Source organism: Luteimonas sp. TWI382 (assembly GCF_039674545.1).
Taxonomy (GTDB): Bacteria; Pseudomonadota; Gammaproteobacteria; order Xanthomonadales; family Xanthomonadaceae; genus Luteimonas.
The window spans coordinates 13,487-34,847 of sequence record NZ_JBDJNS010000036.1; the positions used below are offsets into that span (position 1 = coordinate 13,487).

General features: G+C 63.6%; 20 protein-coding genes. All 20 read left to right on the top strand.

The window, feature by feature from the left end:
- Positions 1–99: 99 nt before the first annotated feature.
- Positions 100–432, top strand: coding sequence for a hypothetical protein (locus ABE505_RS16155; RefSeq protein WP_346445551.1), 333 nt, complete (start codon positions 100–102; stop codon positions 430–432).
- A gap of 115 nt (positions 433–547) precedes the next feature.
- Complete coding sequence (locus ABE505_RS16160) at positions 548–1,651, top strand: polysaccharide biosynthesis/export family protein (protein ID WP_346445550.1); 1,104 nt, start codon at positions 548–550, stop codon at positions 1,649–1,651.
- A gap of 10 nt (positions 1,652–1,661) precedes the next feature.
- A complete protein-coding gene (locus ABE505_RS16165) occupies positions 1,662–2,342 on the top strand; it encodes a YjbF family lipoprotein (protein WP_346445549.1) in 681 nt (226 codons plus the stop codon).
- Entirely contained in the window at positions 2,342–3,133 is a 792-nt protein-coding gene (locus tag ABE505_RS16170; protein WP_346445548.1) for a capsule biosynthesis GfcC family protein, read from the top strand. The genes ABE505_RS16165 and ABE505_RS16170 overlap by 1 nt, the downstream gene beginning before the upstream one ends.
- Entirely contained in the window at positions 3,130–5,289 is a 2,160-nt protein-coding gene (locus tag ABE505_RS16175; RefSeq protein ID WP_346445547.1) for a YjbH domain-containing protein, read from the top strand. The genes ABE505_RS16170 and ABE505_RS16175 overlap by 4 nt, the downstream gene beginning before the upstream one ends.
- A 180-nt stretch (positions 5,290–5,469) precedes the next feature.
- Positions 5,470–6,747, top strand: a complete 1,278-nt coding sequence (tviB, locus tag ABE505_RS16180) for a Vi polysaccharide biosynthesis UDP-N-acetylglucosamine C-6 dehydrogenase TviB (protein WP_346445546.1) — start codon at positions 5,470–5,472, stop codon at positions 6,745–6,747.
- A gap of 49 nt (positions 6,748–6,796) precedes the next feature.
- Positions 6,797–7,750, top strand: coding sequence for a Gfo/Idh/MocA family oxidoreductase (locus ABE505_RS16185; RefSeq protein WP_346445545.1), 954 nt, complete (start codon positions 6,797–6,799; stop codon positions 7,748–7,750).
- Positions 7,747–8,328, top strand: coding sequence for a UDP-2-acetamido-3-amino-2,3-dideoxy-D-glucuronate N-acetyltransferase (gene wbpD / locus ABE505_RS16190; RefSeq protein WP_346445544.1), 582 nt, complete (start codon positions 7,747–7,749; stop codon positions 8,326–8,328). Before ABE505_RS16185 ends, wbpD begins: the two co-directional genes overlap by 4 nt.
- 2 nt (positions 8,329–8,330) lie before the next feature.
- Complete coding sequence (locus ABE505_RS16195; RefSeq protein WP_346445543.1) at positions 8,331–9,413, top strand: DegT/DnrJ/EryC1/StrS family aminotransferase; 1,083 nt, start codon at positions 8,331–8,333, stop codon at positions 9,411–9,413.
- Between the two features lie 15 nt (positions 9,414–9,428).
- Positions 9,429–10,814 (top strand): oligosaccharide flippase family protein, encoded by a 1,386-nt coding sequence (locus ABE505_RS16200; RefSeq protein WP_346445542.1) that lies wholly within the window; start codon positions 9,429–9,431, stop codon positions 10,812–10,814.
- A 189-nt stretch (positions 10,815–11,003) separates the two neighbouring features.
- Entirely contained in the window at positions 11,004–12,167 is a 1,164-nt protein-coding gene (locus tag ABE505_RS16205) for a hypothetical protein (RefSeq protein ID WP_346445541.1), read from the top strand.
- A complete protein-coding gene (locus tag ABE505_RS16210) occupies positions 12,164–13,264 on the top strand; it encodes a glycosyltransferase (RefSeq protein ID WP_346445540.1) in 1,101 nt (366 codons plus the stop codon). The genes ABE505_RS16205 and ABE505_RS16210 overlap by 4 nt, the downstream gene beginning before the upstream one ends.
- A complete protein-coding gene (locus ABE505_RS16215) occupies positions 13,264–14,415 on the top strand; it encodes a glycosyltransferase (protein WP_346445539.1) in 1,152 nt (383 codons plus the stop codon). Before ABE505_RS16210 ends, ABE505_RS16215 begins: the two co-directional genes overlap by 1 nt.
- 61 nt (positions 14,416–14,476) lie before the next feature.
- The gene (locus ABE505_RS16220) at positions 14,477–15,727 is read left to right on the top strand and encodes a glycosyltransferase family 4 protein (RefSeq protein ID WP_346445538.1); all 1,251 of its coding nucleotides are present in this window, start codon (positions 14,477–14,479) and stop codon (positions 15,725–15,727) included.
- On the top strand, positions 15,724–16,905 hold the full coding sequence (locus tag ABE505_RS16225; protein ID WP_346445537.1) for a LegC family aminotransferase: 1,182 nt from the start codon (positions 15,724–15,726) through the stop codon (positions 16,903–16,905). Before ABE505_RS16220 ends, ABE505_RS16225 begins: the two co-directional genes overlap by 4 nt.
- A gap of 39 nt (positions 16,906–16,944) precedes the next feature.
- Positions 16,945–18,132: a UDP-N-acetylglucosamine 4,6-dehydratase gene (locus tag ABE505_RS16230; RefSeq protein ID WP_346445536.1), complete on the top strand. Its 1,188-nt coding sequence runs from the start codon at positions 16,945–16,947 to the stop codon at positions 18,130–18,132.
- Positions 18,133–18,134: 2 nt separating this feature from the next.
- Positions 18,135–18,824 carry a sugar transferase gene (locus tag ABE505_RS16235; RefSeq protein WP_346445535.1) on the top strand — a complete coding sequence of 230 codons (690 nt, stop codon included), beginning with the start codon at positions 18,135–18,137 and terminating at the stop codon, positions 18,822–18,824.
- On the top strand, positions 18,824–19,411 hold the full coding sequence (locus ABE505_RS16240) for a GNAT family N-acetyltransferase (protein ID WP_346445534.1): 588 nt from the start codon (positions 18,824–18,826) through the stop codon (positions 19,409–19,411). The genes ABE505_RS16235 and ABE505_RS16240 overlap by 1 nt, the downstream gene beginning before the upstream one ends.
- A gap of 13 nt (positions 19,412–19,424) precedes the next feature.
- Positions 19,425–19,895, top strand: a complete 471-nt coding sequence (locus tag ABE505_RS16245; RefSeq protein ID WP_346445533.1) for a VanZ family protein — start codon at positions 19,425–19,427, stop codon at positions 19,893–19,895.
- Positions 19,896–20,040: 145 nt separating this feature from the next.
- Entirely contained in the window at positions 20,041–21,129 is a 1,089-nt protein-coding gene (locus tag ABE505_RS16250; protein WP_346445532.1) for an MraY family glycosyltransferase, read from the top strand.
- Positions 21,130–21,361: the final 232 nt, after the last annotated feature.

Genomic DNA, 21,361 nt, shown 5'->3' on the forward strand with positions numbered 1-21,361 from the left:
ATCCGAGCGTCGAAGCCGCCTTGACATGACCAGCTTTCGGCCTATAGCCTCGCAACAGCCTGGACGCATACCGTCCTTTTACATGCTTGGAGCTCCCCCATGAACAAGACCCTTCGCCTGATCGGCACGATCGCCCTGGCCGGCCTGTCCGGTATCGCCTTTGCCGCACCGCAGGCCCAGGGCACGGCAGCCTCCAATAACGACGCATCGCAGGAAAGCGGCATTCCCGGTGGCACCGGCGGCGCAGTCGGCACTGGGCTGAGCCAGGGCGCCACTGTTGGCATCGTGGCAGGCGTGGTCGCGCTGGCCGCAGTGGTGATGGACAACAATGGCGACAGCGAAGGCAATGTCGGCGACGGCGGTGGCGGTACGGGCACCGGTCCGGGCACCGGCACCGGCGGTACGGGCACGACCGGCACCGGCACGAACTGATCGCCGCCGGGCACCTTCGCCCGCGGGACACCAGTCACCCCGCCGGTCCAGGCCGGCGGGGTTTTTTATGGTCAACAGGCGGTGGCGCCTGCCCACGCCAGGAGATCCCGTGTTCATGCGTCCCTTGCTTCGTCCTCTTCTCGTCGCCTTCGCCGCCACATTGATGGCTGGCTGCATCTGGAGCCCCGGTCAGCACATGCGAACCGGCTCGGCTAACGACGGGGGATTTCGCACCGTCGGCAACGACCAGCTCGATCTGATCCCGATCACGCCGAAACTGATTGCAATGGAGCGGGCCACGCAGCAGCCCGGCGACGTGCTGCCGGCCGCACTGGTCGAGTACCGACCGCCGGCCTACGCCATCGGGGTCGGCGATGTGCTCTACATCACCGTCTGGGACCACCCTGAGCTGACAGTGCCCGCTGGCGCCCAGCAACAGCTCAACGCCGCCGGCCGCCACGTCCAGACCGACGGCACCCTGTTCTATCCCTACATCGGCAAGGTCCAGGCTGCAGGCCGCACGCCCGCCGAACTGCGCGCGGACATCGCCGGCAAGCTGGCGCGCTACATCGAGTCGCCGCAGGTCGACGTCTCGGTGCTCACCTATGGCAGCCAGCGCGCCTGGGTGACCGGCGCAACCGCCAACTCGACCGCTGTGCCATTGACCATGGCGCCGATGACGCTCAACGACGCCATCAGCCAGGCCGGCATCAACCCGACGGTCGCCGACCTCTCGGGCGTGCGGCTGACCCGCAATGGCATCACCTACACCATCGATCTGGATCGCCAGTCGGGTGACGCGATCTATCTCAAACCCGAGGATCACCTGTACATCCCATTCCTCGACGACAAGGAAGTGTTTGTCGTCGGCGAGGTCATGCAACCGGGTGCGCAGAGCTTCCGCACCGGCACCATCAGCCTCAGCCAGGCACTGGGCCGCGCCCGAGGCCTGATGCAGACCACATCCAACGGCAATGCGGTCTATGTGATCCGCGGCGCACGCGGTCTCGAGGCCGACACGCCACCGTCGGTGGTCTATCAGCTCGAGGCGAAGTCGCCCGCGGCTTTCGCCGTGGCCAGCCAGTTCCAGTTGCAGCCAGGCGACGTCGTGTTCGTCGGCGCCGCCGGCATTACCCGCTGGAATCGCTTTGTGGGGCAGCTCCTGCCGTTCTCCGGCATCATCAGCAACGCCGCCCGCACCAGCAACGATCTCAATTGATGTCCTCGCGATGACGGCGCTTCGCATCGAACACCGCGCGCGCGCGTGCGCAGCATCAATTGCGGTTGGCGCAGTTCTTCTCATGTTGATCGGCTGCAACGGCATGACCCGCAGCGGCGTGGATGCGGTCCGTCTCGCCGTCTTCCGCCCGTCGATTGAAGTCACGCCCGAGCGCGTGGCCGCCAATCCCTATGCCCAGGTGCTGGTGGAGGGCGACGACATCCAGGCACTGATGGTGCTGGGCAACGATGATGCTGGCCTGACTTCCTGGTACAGCCCCGACCGCAGAATCGTGTTTCTGCGTGACGGCCTGCTGGCCGGTACCGCCGGCCTGCCGCAAGACGCAGTCGACATCCACCTCGAAGGCGACAACCCGTTCGCGCGCCTCCCCCTGCTTGAGGGCACCGCGCGCACGCTGCGTCGTTATGACTGGATGCCCGGCCACCGCTACGGCGTGATGGTCGAAGGCGAACTGCGGCGTACGGGCACCGAACAGGTCGAGATCCTGGGGCAGACCCGCACCCTGGTCCGTTTCGACGAGCGGCTGCGCGGGCCCGACATCGATGCCATCAACAGCTATTGGGCCGAGCCCGATACCGGCTTCATTCTCAAGAGCCGGCAACTCCTCGCTCCAGGCCGGAGCCTCGATCTCGTCCAGCTCAAGCCCTATCGGCACGGAAGCGCACGATGATGTCCCGATTCCTCGGCTGCGCGCTGCTGCTTGCCGCCGCCAGCGCCGCTGCTCAATCGCCTGCACAGGTCCACGTCACTGTCGAAGGCGCCGTCCTTCGTCCGTCGACCTTCGCGCTGTCGGAAGACGCCCGGCTGTCCGATCCCATCCTCGCGGCCATGCCGACGAGCGAGGCCTACACGACAGGCGCCGCCCTGCTTCGCCGCCAGGCCGTCGTCCCCCAGACCCGCCTTCGTGCAGGACTCGAGCATAGCCTGCAGGCGATCCAGACCGCCGAGGACACACCACTCGCGGTCGCCGAGACGGCAGCGCGCATGGAAGCCTGGCTGACAACGCTGCCGGTCACCGGACGCATTCCGACACAACTCGACGGGCGCAGGCTCGAGGTCGACCCTGGTGCCAACCTGCCTGTCCGCGACGGTGACCGCCTGGTCTACCCGCTGCGCCCCGACACGATCGCCGTCGTCGGGGCCGTCGAAGCGCCATGCCGCCTACCCCATGTGGCACTGCGCGAAGCCGCCAAGTACCTGCGCCAATGCCCGACCCTGGGCGCGGATCCCGACTTGCTTTACGTCGTTCAGCCCGACGGCAGCGTGGCGCAATTGGGCATCGCACCTTGGAATCGCAGCCCGGCCCAGACACTGGCGCCTGGCGCGGTGCTGTATGCCCCGCTGCCCGAGCGCACCCTGCGGCGCATCGACCCCGACTTCAACCGAGAGTTCGCCCAGTTTCTGGCGACCCAGCCGATCGCACTGCCCGTTTCGCCTCGGGTGCAGGACGCCGCCCGATGACCCGACGTACCGCCCCCCCCCAACTTCCGCTCGGCCTGCTGGCGCTGGCGATCGCCGGCAGCCTGCACGCACAGGAGTCCGCGCACGACCTGGTCACCCAGAGCGACTGGGGCGGTGCCGGCCTGCTGCAGACCCCGACCGCGCGCATGGAGCCCGAGGGACAGGTCAGCCTGTCCACCAGCTACACCTCGCCCTACGCGCGACACAACCTGTCGCTGCAACCCTTCCCGTGGCTCGAGGGCACGTTCCGCTACGTCGGCCTGCGCAACCAGCGCTACGGCCCGCCAAGCCTGAGCGGCGATCAGAGCCTGAAGGACAAGTCGATCGACGTGAAGCTGCGACTCTGGCAGGAAAGCCGCTGGCTGCCGGAGATCGCGCTCGGCATGCGCGATATCGGCGGCACCGGCCTGTTCTCGGGCGAGTACCTGGTCGCCAACAAGCGCTTTGGCGCCATCGATGCCAGTCTCGGCCTGGCAACGGGCTACCTCGGCAACCGCGGCGATATCGCCAACCCCTTACGGCTCATCGACTCCGGCTTCGAGACGCGCCCCGGCGGCGGCCGTGGCCCGACCCAGTTCAATACCAACGCCATGTTCCGCGGCCCTATCGGAGTGTTCGGCGGCATCACTTGGCAGACGCCCTTCGAGCAGCTGCTGGTCAAGGTGGAACTGGACGGCAACGACTACAAGACCGAGCCCCGAGGCACGCGGCTGGACCAGCGCTCGCCGATCAATGTCGGACTGGTCTATCGCCCCACGCCGAACCTGGAACTGACCGCCGGCCTGGAACGCGGCGACACCCCGGTATTCGGCTTGGCCTTCGTCGGCAATCTCAAGACGGCGCGCAGTAATGCGCCGATCCTCGATACGCCCGCACCGCCCTTGCGGCGGCGTGTCACTGGCGAGGACAGCCTGTCGGGTGCTGCCACGGACGCACCGGCGCATCAGCCCGACACGGACTGGGCCGTAGTCTCCGCCGACCTGGAGCGAGACGCAGGCATTGCCGTATCGAGAATCACCAGGCGCGATGGCGAACTCATCGTCCACGGCAGCCAGACACGCTACTTCTACCCAGCCCAGGGCGTCGGGCGCGGTGCGCGCGTGCTGGACAACGCGGTGACCGACGACATCGACTGGTTCACGTTCGCGCACGAGCGCGTGGGCATGCCGATCGCAGAAGTGAGCGTCGAGCGCAATGCGTTCGCCGACTACGTCGACCGCCGGATCGACCTCGAAGCGATGGCGCGCAAGGTCGAGCTGTCGCCGCCGGCGCAGCAGCGCCGCGAAGAGCTTTATCGCGCGCCGTTCGACCGGCTGCGCGGGAGCTTCGGTCCCGGGTACAAGCAGGTCCTCGGTGGCCCGGACGGATTCATTCTCTATCAGCTCACGGCCGACTTCGGCGCCAGCTACTGGTTCGGCCGCAGTACCTGGCTGACCGGTGCGGTCAGCGTCGACATCGCCAACAACTTCGACAAGTTCCGCTACGACGCCCCCAGCCGCCTGCCACGCGTGCGGACGTGGCAGCGGCAGTTCCTGACGACGTCCAAGGTCACGGTGCCCAACCTGCAATTGACCACGGCGCGCAAGTTGGGGCGCGACTGGTACGGCATGGCCTATGCGGGCTACCTGGAGTACATGTACGGCGGCGTCGGTGGCGAGGTGCTGTATCGCCCGTTCGGGGAACGCTGGGCGCTGGGCATGGACCTGAACCAGGTCCGTCAGCGCAACTTCGATCAGCACGCGGGGTTCCGCGACTACGAGGTCACCACGGGCCATGTCACCGGTTACTACACCTTCGGGCGCCAGCAGCGGGTCCAGGTCAACGTCAGCGCCGGCCGCTACCTGGCCGGCGACGTCGGCGCCACCGTCAACGTCGCCAGGCGTTTCGACAACGGTGTGACGATGGGCGCCTATGCCACCAAGACCAACGTCTCGTCACGCGACTTCGGTGAAGGCGACTTCGACAAGGGGATCTACTTCTCCCTCCCCATGGATTTCCTCCTGCCCAGGCCGACGCGAGCGCGCGCGGAGATCCTCTGGCAACCGCTGACCCGCGATGGCGGCGCACGGCTGGCGCGGCGTTACAACCTGTACAACCTGACCAGCGAACGCGACGGCGACGCGCTGTTCGACAATCTGGACTGGATCGATCGCTGACTTGGCGGTTCAGATTGAACCGCCACGCACCCGCTTTGGGCAGTTCCTGCCCCAGCGCGGCACATTCAGGCCTCACTTTTTCTCACGGTGCGGCTTGGAGGGCGCATAATTCGCTATTCAGTCGGCGAACCGCCCATCGTGCGTGGCAGCCGACGCCTATCGTCACGAGGAACTGATCTGATGTCTTCAACGGGTACCGCCGCCATTGCCGTGATCGGCCTGGGCTACGTCGGGCTGCCGCTGGCCGTGGAGTTCGGCAAGCGGTACGACACCATCGGCTTCGATATCAACGTCCGCCGCGTCGAAGAGCTCCGCGGCGGGAGCGACCACACGCTTGAGGTCGACGCCGAAGAACTGCGATCCGCCAACCGGCTGCGCTACACCACCGAGACGGCGGGCATCGCAGATGCCAATGTCTACATCGTCACCGTGCCCACACCGATCAACGAGCACAAGCACCCGGACCTCACGCCGCTGATCAAGGCGAGCCAGGCAATCGGCACCGTGCTCAAACACGGCGATACGGTGATCTACGAGTCCACAGTGTTTCCGGGCGCAACCGAAGAGATCTGCGTTCCCGAGCTCGAGCGCGCGTCGGGTTTGGTTTTCAACCAGGACTTCACGGTCGGTTACAGCCCCGAACGCATCAACCCGGGCGACAAGGAACGGCGCCTGACCACGATTCCCAAGATCACCTCGGGCTCCACACCCGAAGCCGCCGAATTCGTCGATGGCCTGTATCGCAGCATCATCACTGCAGGCACCCACAAGGCGCCGACCCTGAAGGTGGCCGAGGCCGCGAAGGTCATCGAGAACACCCAGCGCGATGCGAACATTGCGCTGATCAACGAATTCGCGCTGATCTTCCACCGCCTGGGCATCGACACCAGCGACGTGCTCGCGGCCGCAGCAACGAAATGGAACTTCCTGCCCTTCAAGCCGGGCCTCGTCGGCGGCCACTGCATCGGCGTGGATCCGTACTACCTGATCCAGAAGGCACAGTCGGTCGGCTACCACCCCGACATCCTGCTCGCATGCCGTCGCATCAACGACGCCATGGGCCAGCATGTCGCCGCTGAAGTCGTGAAGCTGATGATCCGCAAGGGACACGCCATCCAGGGCAGCCGCGTGCTGGTACTGGGCTTCACCTTCAAGGAGAACTGCCCGGACCTGCGCAACACGCGCGTGGTGGACCTGGTCAGCGAACTGCGCGACTTCGGCGCACAGGTCGACATCCACGACCCCTGGGCGTCGCGCGACGAGGCACAGGCGGAGTACGGCGTGGAGCTGCTGGCCGAGCCCCCCCAGCAGGGCCATTACGACGCCATCGTGCTCGCGGTCGCACACGACGAATTCAAGCCGGGCAATGCCGATGTCCGCCAGTGGGCGACCGATCGCACCGTGATCTACGACATCAAGGGCATCTTGCCAGCCGATCGCGTGGACGGACGGCTCTAACTAAGCCTGTATCGGCGGCACACGCAACACGTACTTTCAGGACACTCTCATGAAGAAATTCGCACTGATTGGCGCTGCGGGCTACATCGCGCCGCGCCACATGCAGGCCATCAAGGCCACCGGCAACGTACTGGTTGCCGCCTACGACCCGAACGACTCGGTCGGCATCATCGACAGTCACTTCCCGGAAGCCGACTTCTTCACCGAGTTCGAGCGTTTCGATCGCCACATCGACAAGCGCCGCCGCGCCAACGACGGCAAAGCCGTGGACTACGTTTCGATCTGCTCGCCCAACTATCTGCACGATTCGCACATGCGCTTCGCGCTGCGCTCGGGTGCCGACGCGATCTGCGAGAAGCCGCTGGTTCTCAATCCCTGGAACATCGATGGCCTGCTGGACATCGAGCGCGACACCGGCCACAAGGTCAATACGATCCTGCAGTTGCGCGTGCATCCGGCGATCGTTGCGCTGCGCGAGCGCGTCCGCAGCGAGCAGCGCGACACCAAGCACGAAGTCGATTTGACTTACATCACCTCGCGCGGCCACTGGTATCTGCAGAGCTGGAAGGGTGACCTGAAGAAGTCGGGCGGCATCGCCACCAATATCGGCGTGCACTTCTTCGACATGCTGCACTACATCTTCGGCGACCTTCAGCAGAACGTCGTGCACCTGTCCGAGGACACCCGCGCTGCCGGCTACCTCGAGTACGCGCATGCCCGCGTCCGCTGGTTCCTGTCGGTGGACTTCGAGGACGTGCCACAGGCCCAGCGCGATGCTGGCCAGCGCACCTATCGCTCCATCACCGTCGACGGCGAGGAGATCGAATTCTCCGGGGGCTTCACCGACCTACACATCCGTAGCTACGAGGAGATCCTCGCAGGTCGCGGCTTCGGCCTCGAGGAAAACCGGACGGCGATCACGACGGTCGCCCAGATCCGCGACGCCGTCGTCGCGCCCGGGGCCGAGGATGCACACCCGTTCATCCAGAGGGCATGCCCATGACGTTCCAGCAGCACCCCAGCGCGATCGTCGATGAGGGCGCGCAGATCGGCGAAGGCTCGCGCGTCTGGCACTTCGCGCACGTGTGCGCGGGGGCCCGCATCGGCAAAGGCGTGTCGCTCGGCCAGAACGTGTTCGTCGGCAATCGCGTCGTAATCGGCGACCGTTGCAAGATCCAGAACAACGTGTCGGTCTACGACAACGTCACCCTTGAGGACGGCGTATTCTGCGGCCCGAGCATGGTGTTCACCAACGTCTACAACCCGCGATCACTGATCGAGCGCAAGGACCAGTACCGGGACACGCTTGTGCGAACCGGAGCGACGCTCGGCGCCAACTGCACGATCGTCTGCGGCGTCACCATTGGTGCGTTCGCCTTCGTCGGCGCCGGCGCGGTGGTCAACAAAGACGTCCCCGACTATGCGCTCATGGTGGGCGTGCCCGCCCGTCAGATCGGCTGGATGAGCGAGTTCGGCGAACAGCTCGACCTGCCGGTAGAGGGTGACGGCGAAGCGACCTGTTCGCACACCGGCGCGCGTTACCAGCTGCACGGCCGCCAGCTGACCCGCCAGGACGCATGACAATGGAATTCATCGATCTTCAGACGCAGCAGGCGCGCCTCAAGGACCGGATCGACGCCGGCATCGCGCGCGTCCTTGCCCACGGCAAGTACATCCTGGGCCCCGAAGTGGCCGAGCTCGAGGAACGCCTTGCTGCATACACGGGCGCCAAGTACTGCATAAGCGTCGCAAACGGCACTGACGCGCTTCAGATCGCATTGATGGCGCTAGGCGTAGGGCCTGGCGACGAAGTCATCACGCCTGGCTTCACATACATCGCCACAGCGGAGGCGGCCGCAGTCCTCGGGGCGCGCCCCGTCTACGTCGATATCGATCCTTTGACCTGCAATCTCGACCCGGCATCGCTCGAGGCTGCGATCGGTCCGAAAACGAAAGCCATCATTCCAGTCTCGTTGTACGGCCAGTGCGCGGACTACGATGCCATCAATGCGATCGCCGACAGACACCGCGTACCCGTCATCGAGGATGCTGCGCAGAGCTTCGGCGCCACGTACAAGGGCCGAAAGAGCTGCAATCTGACGACGATCGCCACGACCAGCTTCTTTCCCAGCAAACCGCTGGGGTGTTACGGCGACGGCGGCGCGATCTTCACCAGCGACGAGACGCTGGCGACGATCATGCGCCAGGTCGCTCGCCACGGCCAGACGCGTCGCTATCACCATGCCCGCGTCGGCGTGAACAGCCGGCTCGATACCTTGCAGGCCGCCATCTTACTGTGCAAGCTCGATATCTTGGAAGACGAGATCGCCGCGCGGCAACGGGTCGCCGCCGGGTACGCCCGAATGCTAGCCGGCAGCCAAGTCCAGGCTCCGCACGTCGAGCCGCATAACACCAGCGCCTGGGCGCAGTACACCGTCCGCGTGCAGGATCGCGACGCGACGCAGGCCCGGCTGCATGCGGCCGGCATCCCCACCGCGGTCCATTACCCGATGCCGCTGAATAAGCAGCCGGCCGTTCAGGACATCGCGGCCCGCCTGCCTCACGGCGATCTGGCAGCCGACCAAGTGCTTAGCTTGCCGATGCACGCCTATCTTGACGATGATTCGCAGCAACGGGTAGTCGCTCCGCTCGTTGCGGGTGCGTAGAGCAGATCCGTTGGCGTGCTGGACTTTATTAAGCGGAGACTGAATCAGGCCCGGGTCGGCGGCGTTGCGCGCTCGATCGGCGTGCTCGTGGGCGGCACCGCGTTCGCACAGGCTTTGGGGGTTCTTGCGCTCCCGGTGCTGACCCGACTTTATACCCCGGCGGATTTCGGCGTACTGGCGGTTTACACCGCGCTGCTGGGCATCCTGGCCGTTGTTGCCTCCCTTCGCCTGGAGATCGCGATCCCCCTGCCAGAGGCGGACGAGGAGGCCGCCAATCTCCTGGCTGTCGCCCTGTGCAGCTCGGCAGCCTTCGGCGCGGCATTGGCGATCGTCGTCGGCTTTGGGGCCGATCCGATCTCCGACCTGCTCGACGCCCCCGGCCTGGCGCCTTACCTGTGGCTGCTGCCTCTGGGTGTATGGATCACCGGTTCGTACACCGCGCTGCAGTACTGGACATCTCGCAAGAAGAACTTCATGGCGGTCGCGCGTACGCGGATGAGCCAGGCGATCGGCGGTACGGCCACCCAGTTGGGTCTGGGCGCGTTGGGTATCGCGCCATTGGGCCTGCTGCTCGGCCAACTCATCAAGAGCGGAGCTGGTGTCGCCGGGCTGGGCTATCGCCTCTGGAAGCGCGACCGAACCGCGCTGCGCGCCATCCGTCGACGGGACATGAAGCGGGTTGCCGGCGAGTACCAGCGATTCCCGAAGTACTCGATGCTGGAGGCACTCGCCAACACCGCGAGCATCCAGGTGCCGATCCTGCTCATCGCCGCCAACAGTCCAAGCAACGATGCCGGCCACTTGCTGCTCGCGATGCAAGTGCTCGCGATTCCGGCGGCCCTCATCGGCCAAGCCGTCGGGCAGGTGTTCCTGTCTCATGCATCCGAACACTATCGTAAGAACGAACTCGCCTTTTTCACTGCACGAATGGTCGGGCACCTCATCGCTGCGGGCATTGCTCCCGTGGCCATGATCGCCCTGCTCGCCCCGCTCACGTTCCAGCTCATTTTCGGCTCCGGCTGGGAGCGCTCAGGCGACCTGGTCGCCTGGATGGCGCCCTGGTTCTTCATGCAATTCATCACTTCACCGGTATCGATGGTGCTGCACGTGACCGGAAATCAGAAACTCGCTCTTTCATTGCAGTTTTTCGGGTTCGTCCTGCGCACCGGTATTGCAGCCGTGGCCATTAAGCTGTCCCAGGATCATGTGGCAGAAGCCCATGCACTGTCCGGAGCCGTGTTCTATTTCATCTACTTCGTTGTGGTCGCGAGGGTCGCGCACATCGATGTACAGCTATTGGCCAGGGCGGCCCCCAAGAAGGCGATCGTCCTGAGCCTGGGCGGCGTTGTGCTCGTGGCCGCCGCCTTACACGTTGCAAGACTGCTCGGATACGGTGGATAGCCCGACCGTGCCGATGTGTAAGAACACCACGATCTCGACATCTTCCCGCCTACAGAACAGCTCAAGAATGAACTCAATGCAAGCAGCCCACCAGGATGGATCGAGTTGCACAGAGGCTTCCCGCAACTGCACTTCGGGATTCGCCGATCTCGTGCCAGGCGGCAAGAAGGCACTCTAAGGGATGAGCCGATGACACTCTCTTTCCGAAGCAGCCTGTCGCTGTCTATCTTTCTGCTGCTGTACGCAGCAGATGCTGTTCTGTACTCGGTCCGAATCACCTATGGCTGGCCGACGCCTCCGGTCGGTCTGTTCGCGTCAGCACTCGCGATTGTGGCCTTCTTCTTGTTCTCGAGGCCTCGCAAGCAGCTCATCCTGCCTGCGTTCTGCATCCTCGGATTCATGATCGCCGGACTCGTCGCCGCCGCGCAGTCGGACCGGTACGACCTGGCCTGGCTCTCGAACTACTACTGGTACGCAGCGGCCTTCATAGCGGGCGCCTTCTTCATAGCAAACTACCGCTTTGATTCCGGCAGGGAGGGCAGGCGCACCTTCCTTATCTCGCTGGCCGTCATCGTCGCGATCACATACATCTATTCGTCTGACAGGATCCTGCTGCTGCAGGAGCGACTCAACTACATCCGGGTTGCGGGTGGCACGTACTCCCTGCTCTTACTCGCGATCGTGACCTCCGCGAACACCCGATCAAAGGCGCTCATCTATCTCCTGGGACTTGTGGCGATCTACCTGATCGGGTCCCGGTCCTGGTTCTACCTGTGGCTAATCACACCGCTTGTATACCAGATCGCCCAGAACGGCCTCGGCTTTAAGTCGGCAATCCGAATAGCCGTACTTTTCGTCGCGCTCGGCTCTGGGCTGCTTTACGTAGTGATGAACAACTATTTCAACATTATTGATTCGCGCATAGTCCGGCTGCTTCTCAGCTCCGACACCGACACCTCGCTCAACGAACGTTCCTACTTACTTCAGGCCGGCATCAGGCAGATCCAAGAAAGCCCGCTCTGGGGACGCTACAACGGATTTCTGGATTATCTGGATGGTGGGTACATCCACAACATCCTCTCCTTCTGGCACCAGTTCGGGCTCATTCCTTTCGCCATCGTTGTGCTGATGCTCGCACTGCCTATCCCAAAGATGCTGGTGGGCCCCGCTGGCGGGCGAAGCGAACTGTTCGGAAGAATGGTCTTCATCTCCGCGCTGATCCAGTCCGTGCTCGCCCTCTCCTACGTCAACCACTACCTCTTCTTCGCGTTCGGCGTCACCTACGGGCTCGTCGGGCACACAGCTCGACACACGTCCTCAGACGGCAAGATGGTCAGGAAGAAATCGTCATGAACATCATATTTCACACGCCGCTGCCGCTTGCGGTTAATCCAGTCTCTGCCAGCGGCATCCGGCCCATGCGGATGATCGATGCTTTCAGCGCGCTCGGGCACAAAGTCGATGTTGTGTCCGGTCACGGGCGAGAACGCGCCAAGGCCATCGGCGACGTCAAGAAGAAAATCCGCAACGGCACAAAGTACGCACTGGCCTACTCCGAGAGTTCCACGATGCCGACGCTTCTTACCGAGCGTCATCATCTACCGACCCGACCTTGTCTGGATTTCGGTTTTTTCAAGCACCTGAATGATCTTAAGGTTCCGATCGGGCTCTTTTACCGCGATATCTATTGGGCTTTTCCGGAGTATGAAAAGAATGTCGGTGCGCTTCGGGCGAAGTTCGCCAGATTTTTCTATCGATACGATCTACAACGCTACAATAGTCAGCTGGACATGCTCTACGTGCCCTCAATCCGGATGGTCGAAAGCATTCCATCCTCGATGACGTGTCCGATCTCCGAGCTTCCTCCCGGGCACGATTTTGATGCCGCACGCGTCTCGACCACCCGCAGCGGCGTTCCTGGTGAACTGAGACTTCTCTATATCGGTGGCCTGTCCTCGCATTATCAGATGCACGAATTGTTTTCGGCAGTCTCCGCGTCGGCGAACACGCGATTGGTAGTATGCACACGCGACCTTGAGTGGCACTCCAATCAATCCGCCTACGCACCGTATCTGTCCGAAAACATAGAGATCGTACACGCCTCCGGGGAAGGACTTAACGCCCTATACGACCGTAGTGACATTGCGCTTGTGTTCGTGAAACCACATGCGTACTGGACATTCGCCGCGCCCGTCAAGCTCTATGAGTACCTCGGACGAGGCACGCCGATCATCGCGTCGAAGGGCACGCTGGCGGCGGAGTTCGTTGAAGCTAACAAGGTGGGCTGGGTGATTCCCTACACGTCGGATGACCTCTCTGCTCTGCTGCGTCACCTATCCCAGAATCCCGACGAGATCGAGCGCGCCAGACAGCAGTGCTTGACGGTGTTGAGCCAACATTCCTGGAAAGCCCGAGCGGCTCAGGTCATCAACGACTTGGCTGGTGCCTAATGAAGATCGCGTTGCTGGCGAGCGGTTCATCCATCCATGCGATTCGCTGGGCCAACGGGCTCCAGACTGCTGGCGCCGAAGTGCACCTGGTCACGCAGCATCCGCTGTTGGAGCCGTTGGATCCTGGAGTGCGCGTTCACTCATTTCCGTTCCGTGGAGTCGCTGGCTATTTCCTAATGGCGCCCGGTGTGCGACGGCTATTAGCTGACATTCGCCCGGATGTGGTTAATGCGCATTACGCCAGCGGCTATGGAACTACCGCACGCCTGGTCAACCATAGCCCGTGGCTACTGTCGATCTGGGGAAGCGACGTCTACGACTTCCCCTATAAAAGCCCGCTCCACCGATGGTTGGTCACAGGCAACTTGCGCGCAGCGACGCGCGTCGCCTCTACAAGTCATTGCATGGCAAGCCAGGCACGTCGTATGGCCCCGGACCTGGGAGAGATCGAGATCACGCCCTTCGGCGTCGACTTTTCGGCATTCCAGGACCGAGGAGCACGCCTCAGTGACGACGAGCGACCGGATCGCGCACTGGTGATCGGAACGGTGAAAACACTCTCCCCTAAATATGGAATCGACACACTGATCTCGGCGTACGCGATCGTCAGGAGGAGGGCGACCGAACTCGACTCCGCGCTAGCCCGTTCGCTTCGACTTCGGATCGTTGGTGGAGGCCCGCAGCTTGCGGAATTGCAGATCCTGGCGAGGTCTCTGGACCTGGGCGATGACGTAACGTTCGTGGGTCGAGTGAATCACGGAGAGGTTCCCACTGAGCTGGGACGAATGGATGTGTTTGTCGCGCTGAGTAGACTCGACAGCGAGAGCTTCGGCGTCGCGGCCATCGAAGCCGGGGCCGCGAGCCTGCCGGTGGTCGTCTCCGATGCTGGCGGGTTACCCGAGGTCGTCGTCCACGGCCAGACCGGGATCGTCGTCCCTAGGGAGGACCCGGAGGCCGCGGCCGACGCAATCATGAAGCTGGTGATCGACCCCGCGATCAGACGGACAATGGGCGCAGCAGGTTGGAACCACGTCCAGACCCACTACGCCTGGCCTGAGTGTGTCGAGACGATGCTTAATGCGCTGCGCAGAACGATAGACCCCACACCGCCCGCTGGACCGGATGCGGTACGTGCCGGGCACCGCCGTTGAATCTCTTGATCCGCGATGAGGTATCGGACGCGACCTCCGATCCCGATGAGAGCATCGACCGATGAAGCATGTTTGGATACTCAACCACTACGCCACCGTGCCAAGCGGCGTTGGAGGCACCCGGCATTACCACTTGGCGAAAGGGCTGGAGGCAGCCGGTTGGCGCGCGTCCATCATCGCCTCCAGCGTGGAGATCAACTCCGGAAAGCAGAGACTGTCGACATCCGAAAGATCCAGAACCGACATGATCGACGGCATACCCTTCCTCTGGGTGAGGACGCCGGATTACGAGGGGAATGGCGGCGGGAGGATCATGAACATGCTGGCATACAGCATCGGCGTCCTGAAGCCATCAGTCACGCATGCACTTGGCAAGCCTAGCGTGATCGTGGGCTCAAGCGTCCATCCCTTCGCCGCGCTCTCCGGCCTGATCCTGTCCAGAAGATTCGGTGTTCCCTTTGTGTTCGAGGTTCGCGACCTCTGGCCGCAGACGTTGATCGATCTGGGGCGTATCAGGAAGAACGGGGCAATGGCGATCGCGATGCGCTGGCTTGAGCGGCTGCTCTACCGGTCGGCTACGAGGATCGTCGTGCTTCTACCCAGGGCTGGTGATTACATTTGTCCGCTGGGGATTGAGCCCGGCAGGATCGTCTGGATTCCCAATGGAGTGGATCCCGGACTCTTTCCGCCCACACCGCACCGCCAGCGAGATTCGCGTTCAAGCTTCAGCTTCATGTATTTCGGAGCACACGGACAGGCCAATGCGCTGGACCCGCTGATCGATGCCATGGCGATCCTCCGAAGCCGACGCCCCAGCCACCCGATCCGCCTCAGAATGATCGGGGACGGCCCACTGAAGGCCGGACTGATTGAGAGGGCGGCTGCACTCGGACTCGACGACTCGCTCGTGTCTTTTGAAGATCCTGTGCCGAAGCAGGACATCCCACAACTTGCCAGCCAGGCAGACGCCTTCGTCCTTTCCGTGCTCGACCAACCAGATCTTTATCGCTACGGCATCAGCATGAACAAGCTTTTCGATTACATGGCATCTGCACGCCCGATTGTCATGGCTTCCGCAGCCGTCAACGACCCCGTCCGGGAGTCCGGCTGCGGTACAACCGTACCGCCCGGCGACCCGCTGGCGCTGGCCAACGCCATGGAGCGCATGGCCGACATGCCGTCCGATGCGCTTCGAGCGATGGGGGAGCGTGGGCGGGCACACGTGCTGGAGAACTTCGGGTTCGATCGCCTTTCGGCCCGATTCGGTGCGATTCTGGACGACACCCTCGCGCCCGGGGAGAGCGCGCGATGAGTGCACCCAGCGCAAGGATGCTGTCCTCTGCGGCAGTCGTAGACTTCGTCCGCGGAATCTACGGCCCCGACTTCATCCCCCTCCACCGCCCAGTCTTCGAAGGCAACGAACGCCAGTACTTGGTCGACTGCATCGACTCGAACTTTGTGTCATCCGTCGGCGCCAAGGTGACCGAGTTCGAGGAGCGCGTGGCCGCCTTCACCGGCTCGAAGCACGCCATCGCGACCGTCAACGGGACTGCCGCACTGCATGTGGCGTTGCAGCTCTCAGGCGTGGGCCGGGACGACGAGGTGATCACGCAGGCACTGACCTTCATCGCGACGTGCAATGCGCTCAGCTACGCTGGCGCGCATCCGGTGTTCGTCGACGTTGATCTCGACACCATGGGGCTCAGTCCCACATCACTACGCCGGTGGTTGGAAGCCAACGCGGAAGTCCGCGGTGGCCAGGCCTGGAATCGGGCAACGGGGCGACGCGTCGCGGCGTGCGTGCCGATGCATACCTTCGGACAGCCCTTGCGGATCCGCGAGATCGTGGCGATCTGCGACGAGTACGGTATCGCAGTGGTCGAGGATGCGGCCGAATCGCTTGGTAGCTACGTCGACGGACGGCACACCGGCACATTCGGGCGGTTTGCGACCTTGAGCTTCAACGGCAACAAGGTCATCACGACCGGCGGCGGCGGCATGATCGTCACCGACGACGAGGCTCTGGCCAAGCGCGCAAAGCATCTCACGACCACCGCCAAGGTGCCCCATCCCTACGAGTTCGTGCACGACGAGATCGGCTACAACTACCGGCTTCCCAACCTGAATGCCGCCCTGGGCTGCGCACAGATGGAACGGCTCGACGAGATGCTGGCGGTCAAAGCGGACGTGGCTGCGCGCTATGCCGCATTCTTCGCCGATACGGACATTCGCTTCGTCCAGCCGCTTGCGGACTGCACGAGCAACTGGTGGCTCAACGCGATCGTGCTGGATTCCGAAGCTGAGCGCGACGCCTTCCTCGAGTACACGAACGCGCAAGGCGTGATGACCCGGCCTATCTGGCGATTGATGTCGCGGCTGCCGATGTTCAGCGCCTGTCAGCACGATGGGCTCGAGAATTCCCATTGGTTGGAGGCCCGTGTCGTCAACCTGCCCTCCAGCGTTCCCGACGGCGCCCTGCGCCCGCGCTGACGCATTCCTTTCCAGCAACACCAGCAGAGCACTTCCCCCATGGATGTACTGAACCTCATTGGCCGCGATGGGCCGCTTTTCGATGCAGATATCCAGCGCCACGACGCCGAGTTGCGGGAGATCGTGGCCGCCAGCCGATTCCTTGTCATCGGCGGCGCTGGTTCCATCGGCCAGGCCGTGACGCGCGAGATCTTCAAGCGTGATCCCCGCGTGCTGCATGTGGTCGATATCAGCGAGAACAACATGGTCGAGCTGGTGCGCGATGTCCGCAGCACGCTCGGCTACATCGACGGAGATTTCCGCACGTTCGCGCTCGACTGCGGCAGCCGCGAGTACGCGGCGCTGATGAACGCCGGCGACAGCTACGACTACGTGCTCAATCTGTCGGCGCTCAAGCATGTGCGCAGCGAGAAGGACCCGTTCACGCTGATGCGGTTGATCGAGGTCAATATCCTCAACACCATCGATACCATCACGCAGGCGCGCGTGGGCGGTGCCCGAAAGTACTTCTGCGTCTCCACCGATAAGGCGGCCAACCCGGTCAACATGATGGGCGCGAGCAAGCGGATCATGGAGATGTTCCTGATGCGCGCCAGCCTGGAGCTGCCGATCTCGACCGCGCGGTTTGCGAACGTCGCCTTCTCCGACGGGTCGCTGCTGCATGGGTTCAACCAGCGTTTCGCCAAGCGCCAGCCGATCTCCGCGCCCAATGACGTGCGCCGCTATTTCGTCACACCGCAGGAGTCGGGCGAACTCTGCTTGAGTTCATGCCTGCTCGGCGACAATCGCGACATCTTCTTCCCCAAGCTCAGCGAGCAGTTGGATCTGACGCGCTTCTCTGATATCGCCGTGCGCTACCTGCAGTCACTCGGGTTCGAGCCCTACGCGTGCGACAGCGAGGACGAGGCCCGTGCCCGTGCGCCCGAGCTGATCGCCGGGAAGCGCTGGCCGGTGTACTTCTTCGCCAGCGACACCACGGGCGAGAAGGACTTCGAGGAGTTCTACATGGGCACCGAGACGCTGGACATGGAGCGCTTTGAGAATATCGGCGTGATCCGGAACGAACCGGTGTTCGACGAGGCCAGGCTGACGTACTTCCTCGACACGCTCACGCGTATCCGGCAGCAGCGCACGTGGGACAAGCCGGAGATCGTCGACCTGTTCAACTACATGATTCCCGAGTTCGCCCACAAGGAAACCGGCAAGTACCTCGACGGCAGGATGTGATCATGCAACGACTTCTCGATATCCTGCTGTCAGGGCTCGCGCTTTTGGTGCTCTCGCCGCTTCTGGTGCCGATCGCAATTGCGCTGCGCCTGACCGGCGAAGGCGAGGTGTTCTACGTCCAGCAGCGGATCGGACGCCACGGCGTGACGTTCGGGCTGTTCAAGTTCGCCACGATGCTCAAGGACAGCCCGAATCTCGGCACCGGTACGGTGACCGTCAAGCACGATCCCCGCGTCCTTCCGCTGGGTCGCGTGCTGCGCAAGACCAAGATCAACGAGTTGCCGCAGTTGTTGAACATCTTTCGTGGCGACATGAGCATCGTGGGGCCGCGGCCGCAGACGCGCCGCTGCTTCGATGCCTTCCCTGCACGCTCGCAGGCGGAGATCATCAAGGTCAGGCCGGGGCTGTCGGGCATCGGGTCCGTCGTCTTCCGTGACGAGGAGGAACTGATGCATGCCAGCGCCAAGCCGGAGCGCTTCTACGATGACGTGATCATGCCCTACAAGGGCGCACTGGAAGAGTGGTATGTGGCGCACCAGGGCGTCGGGACCTATCTTTGGTGCATCGTGCTCACCACGTGGGTGATCCTGGTCCCGGACTCGCGAGCCGTTTGGCGGGTATTCCCCGACCTGCCGCCCGCGCCCGAGGCATTGACCCGCGCCGCAGAGGCCGCCCCGGCCGCCTCGCGCTGATGTCGTCGCGCGACGCCATGTACAGGCAGGTGGCCGAACTGCATGTTCGCTGCCTGGACCGGAGTTTCCTGGCGACGCTGGGCGTGGGGTTTCTCACCTTCATGTACCGCGCGCTCGACGAGTCTGACAGCACCTTGCTGTTGGTCCATCGGGAAGGCGATGCAGTTGTCGGGTTCGTCACTGGCGGCGCGAGCATGGGGCCGGTGTACAAGCGGATGCTGCGCAGTCCGCTGCGACTGGGCTTGAACCTGGCCCCGGCGATGCTGCAACCGTCCAAACTGCGCCGGATTCTTGAGATCCTGCGCTATACCCGGGGGGCGGCCGCCCGACCCGATCTCGAATTGCCGACGGCCGAGTTGCTGAGTCTGGCGGTCGCGTCGGAGTGGCGAGGTCGCTCGATCGCGGAGTCCCTGTATCGGGCCTTGGAGCGCGAGTTCCGCGCACGGGGCGTCACGGCGTTCCGGATCGTGGCGGGCACGTCGCTGGTGCCCGCCCACCGTTTCTACAGACGCATGGGGGCGGAGCCTGTCGCGGAGATCGAGGTCCACGACGGCGAGCACTCGGTCGTCTACGTGCAGCGGCTCTGATCCCGCTTCCCGCATGGACCTGTCCCGCGCATTGCTGCTTGCGTTGATCTGCGGCGTCTGCCTGACACTGGCCTGGCGGACGCGTCTCGTGCCCAGGCTGGCGACGCTGGCTGGCGCGGCGCTGGCATCGGGACTGCTGTTTCTGCCCGGCCCACGCCTGGTGGCGATCTTTGGCAGCACGAATGTCGCGCAATGGACTCATTGGGCGCGACTCACCCCGTGGAGCCTTTCGGACTGGGCCCATTTCGCGATCTTCGTCCTGCTCGGCGCACTCCTGTGGGTCTGTCGCGCCGATCTGCGTGGCTGGCGCGCCTGGGCGGTTATCGCAGTGCTCGCCACGGCCGCCGAACTGGCCCAGGAACTCGCCCCCGGCCGCTCACCCGAGATCCGTGATGTCGTGCTCAACCTGCTCGGCGGCGCGCTCGGCCTCTATCTAGGCAAAGGAAGTCAACGGCTCTTGGCGCTGACGCTCAAGGCTGCCTAACGCCCATCAAGAAAGTGACCTGTCGTGTCCATTTCGGTCAATTCACAACAGATGATGACTGCACGCGTCATAGAATTGATGAAAAATGGTGAGGAATTCGCCGAGGACTTACAATACCTATTGCATTCAGGAAGGCTGCGGGTCGATGTGGTTCATTGAAGTTATCGGCGACCTGGCCTGGGATGCCGCCCTTGCAGCACTTGGTGTGACTTGGTTCGCCCAGTGGCTGCTGCAGCCCGTTGCAACGCGCCTCAATCTGCTCGACCATCCCAAGGGCCGGAAGGACCATGTTTCGCCGACCCCAGTGACCGGCGGCATCGCCATGGGACTAGGCGTGGTGCTGGCAGCTCTCGTTTTCTCCCGCGAAGTGGGTGACGGCTTCGTGGGCTTTCTTGGCGCCGCGGCGATCATCCTGTTCGTTGGACTGTTGGACGATCTCTACGACCTGCGCTGGACCTGGCGCGTCATGGCGCAGATCGTCGCCGCCCTGGTGATGATCTATGGGGGCGACGTACGCGTCGAGCAGCTTGGCCCGGTGTTCGGGCTCGAGTCGGTGGCACTGGGCTGGCTGTCGGTACCATTCACGATTTTTGCGACTGTCGGCCTCATCAACGCCATCAACATGGTCGACGGCGTCGACGGCTTGGCCGGCACCGTCGTGTGGTGCGCATTGCTGATGCTCGCCGCCGCTGCACTCTACGCAGGTAACGACATCATCGCCGACCGGTTGATGATTCTGATGGGAGCCGTGGCGGCGTTCTTGGCTTTCAACCTGCGGCTGCCCTGGCGCCAGCGCGCGGTGCTGTTCATGGGCAACGCTGGCAGCGCATTTCTCGGTCTGGTCGTGGCCTGGTTCTCGTTCCGGTTGACCCAGAACCCGGGCCATCCGGTCAGTCCCGTTCTGGCCCTGTGGTTTGTACCGGTGCCAGTGATGGACACACTTGTCGTCATGCTGCGTCGGATCCGCAACAAGCGCTCACCGTTCTATGCCGACCGCAATCACATCCATCACCTGATGCGGGACGCCCATTACGGACATTTGCGCGTGGTCGTCGCGCTTGCCGCATTCAGCCTGATCTGTGGATTCCTCGCCAGTCTTGCGATACGCGCAGATGTCCCCGAGCCGTTGTTGCTCGTCGCATTCTTCGTGATGTGCTTGGCGTGGTACGCGGTAACCGCAAAGCGGGAGCGCGCGATCCGCTTCTTCCGCTGGTTCGGGCCCCGGCTCGCCTGAGCGCTGATCAAGCTCCGAAAAGGCGGCTCTACATCCTCGCCCGCGCTTGAACCTGGCCCCAGCTTTTCCGCCACGCCGCATCTCATTCGCGGCGTGGCGGGCGTCCGCGCTGGCTGTGATACCTACTCGACGGTGACCGACTTGGCGAGGTTGCGCGGCTTGTCGACGTCGGTGCCGCGCGCCAGTGCGGTGTGGTAGGCCAGCAGTTGCACCGGGATCGTGTGCACGATCG

Bases quoted from the DNA above. Each gene is read 5' to 3' on its own strand.
- ABE505_RS16155 (WP_346445551.1), top strand. From the start codon at position 100: ATGAACAAGACCCTTCGCCTGATCGGCACGATCGCCCTGGCCGGCCTG.
- ABE505_RS16160 (WP_346445550.1), top strand. From the start codon at position 548: ATGCGTCCCTTGCTTCGTCCTCTTCTCGTCGCCTTCGCCGCCACATTG.
- ABE505_RS16165 (WP_346445549.1), top strand. From the start codon at position 1,662: ATGACGGCGCTTCGCATCGAACACCGCGCGCGCGCGTGCGCAGCATCA.
- ABE505_RS16170 (WP_346445548.1), top strand. From the start codon at position 2,342: ATGTCCCGATTCCTCGGCTGCGCGCTGCTGCTTGCCGCCGCCAGCGCC.
- ABE505_RS16175 (WP_346445547.1), top strand. From the start codon at position 3,130: ATGACCCGACGTACCGCCCCCCCCCAACTTCCGCTCGGCCTGCTGGCG.
- tviB (WP_346445546.1), top strand. From the start codon at position 5,470: ATGTCTTCAACGGGTACCGCCGCCATTGCCGTGATCGGCCTGGGCTAC.
- ABE505_RS16185 (WP_346445545.1), top strand. From the start codon at position 6,797: ATGAAGAAATTCGCACTGATTGGCGCTGCGGGCTACATCGCGCCGCGC.
- wbpD (WP_346445544.1), top strand. From the start codon at position 7,747: ATGACGTTCCAGCAGCACCCCAGCGCGATCGTCGATGAGGGCGCGCAG.
- ABE505_RS16195 (WP_346445543.1), top strand. From the start codon at position 8,331: ATGGAATTCATCGATCTTCAGACGCAGCAGGCGCGCCTCAAGGACCGG.
- ABE505_RS16205 (WP_346445541.1), top strand. From the start codon at position 11,004: ATGACACTCTCTTTCCGAAGCAGCCTGTCGCTGTCTATCTTTCTGCTG.
- ABE505_RS16210 (WP_346445540.1), top strand. From the start codon at position 12,164: ATGAACATCATATTTCACACGCCGCTGCCGCTTGCGGTTAATCCAGTC.
- ABE505_RS16215 (WP_346445539.1), top strand. From the start codon at position 13,264: ATGAAGATCGCGTTGCTGGCGAGCGGTTCATCCATCCATGCGATTCGC.
- ABE505_RS16220 (WP_346445538.1), top strand. From the start codon at position 14,477: ATGAAGCATGTTTGGATACTCAACCACTACGCCACCGTGCCAAGCGGC.
- ABE505_RS16225 (WP_346445537.1), top strand. From the start codon at position 15,724: ATGAGTGCACCCAGCGCAAGGATGCTGTCCTCTGCGGCAGTCGTAGAC.
- ABE505_RS16230 (WP_346445536.1), top strand. From the start codon at position 16,945: ATGGATGTACTGAACCTCATTGGCCGCGATGGGCCGCTTTTCGATGCA.
- ABE505_RS16235 (WP_346445535.1), top strand. From the start codon at position 18,135: ATGCAACGACTTCTCGATATCCTGCTGTCAGGGCTCGCGCTTTTGGTG.
- ABE505_RS16240 (WP_346445534.1), top strand. From the start codon at position 18,824: ATGTCGTCGCGCGACGCCATGTACAGGCAGGTGGCCGAACTGCATGTT.
- ABE505_RS16245 (WP_346445533.1), top strand. From the start codon at position 19,425: ATGGACCTGTCCCGCGCATTGCTGCTTGCGTTGATCTGCGGCGTCTGC.
- ABE505_RS16250 (WP_346445532.1), top strand. From the start codon at position 20,041: ATGTGGTTCATTGAAGTTATCGGCGACCTGGCCTGGGATGCCGCCCTT.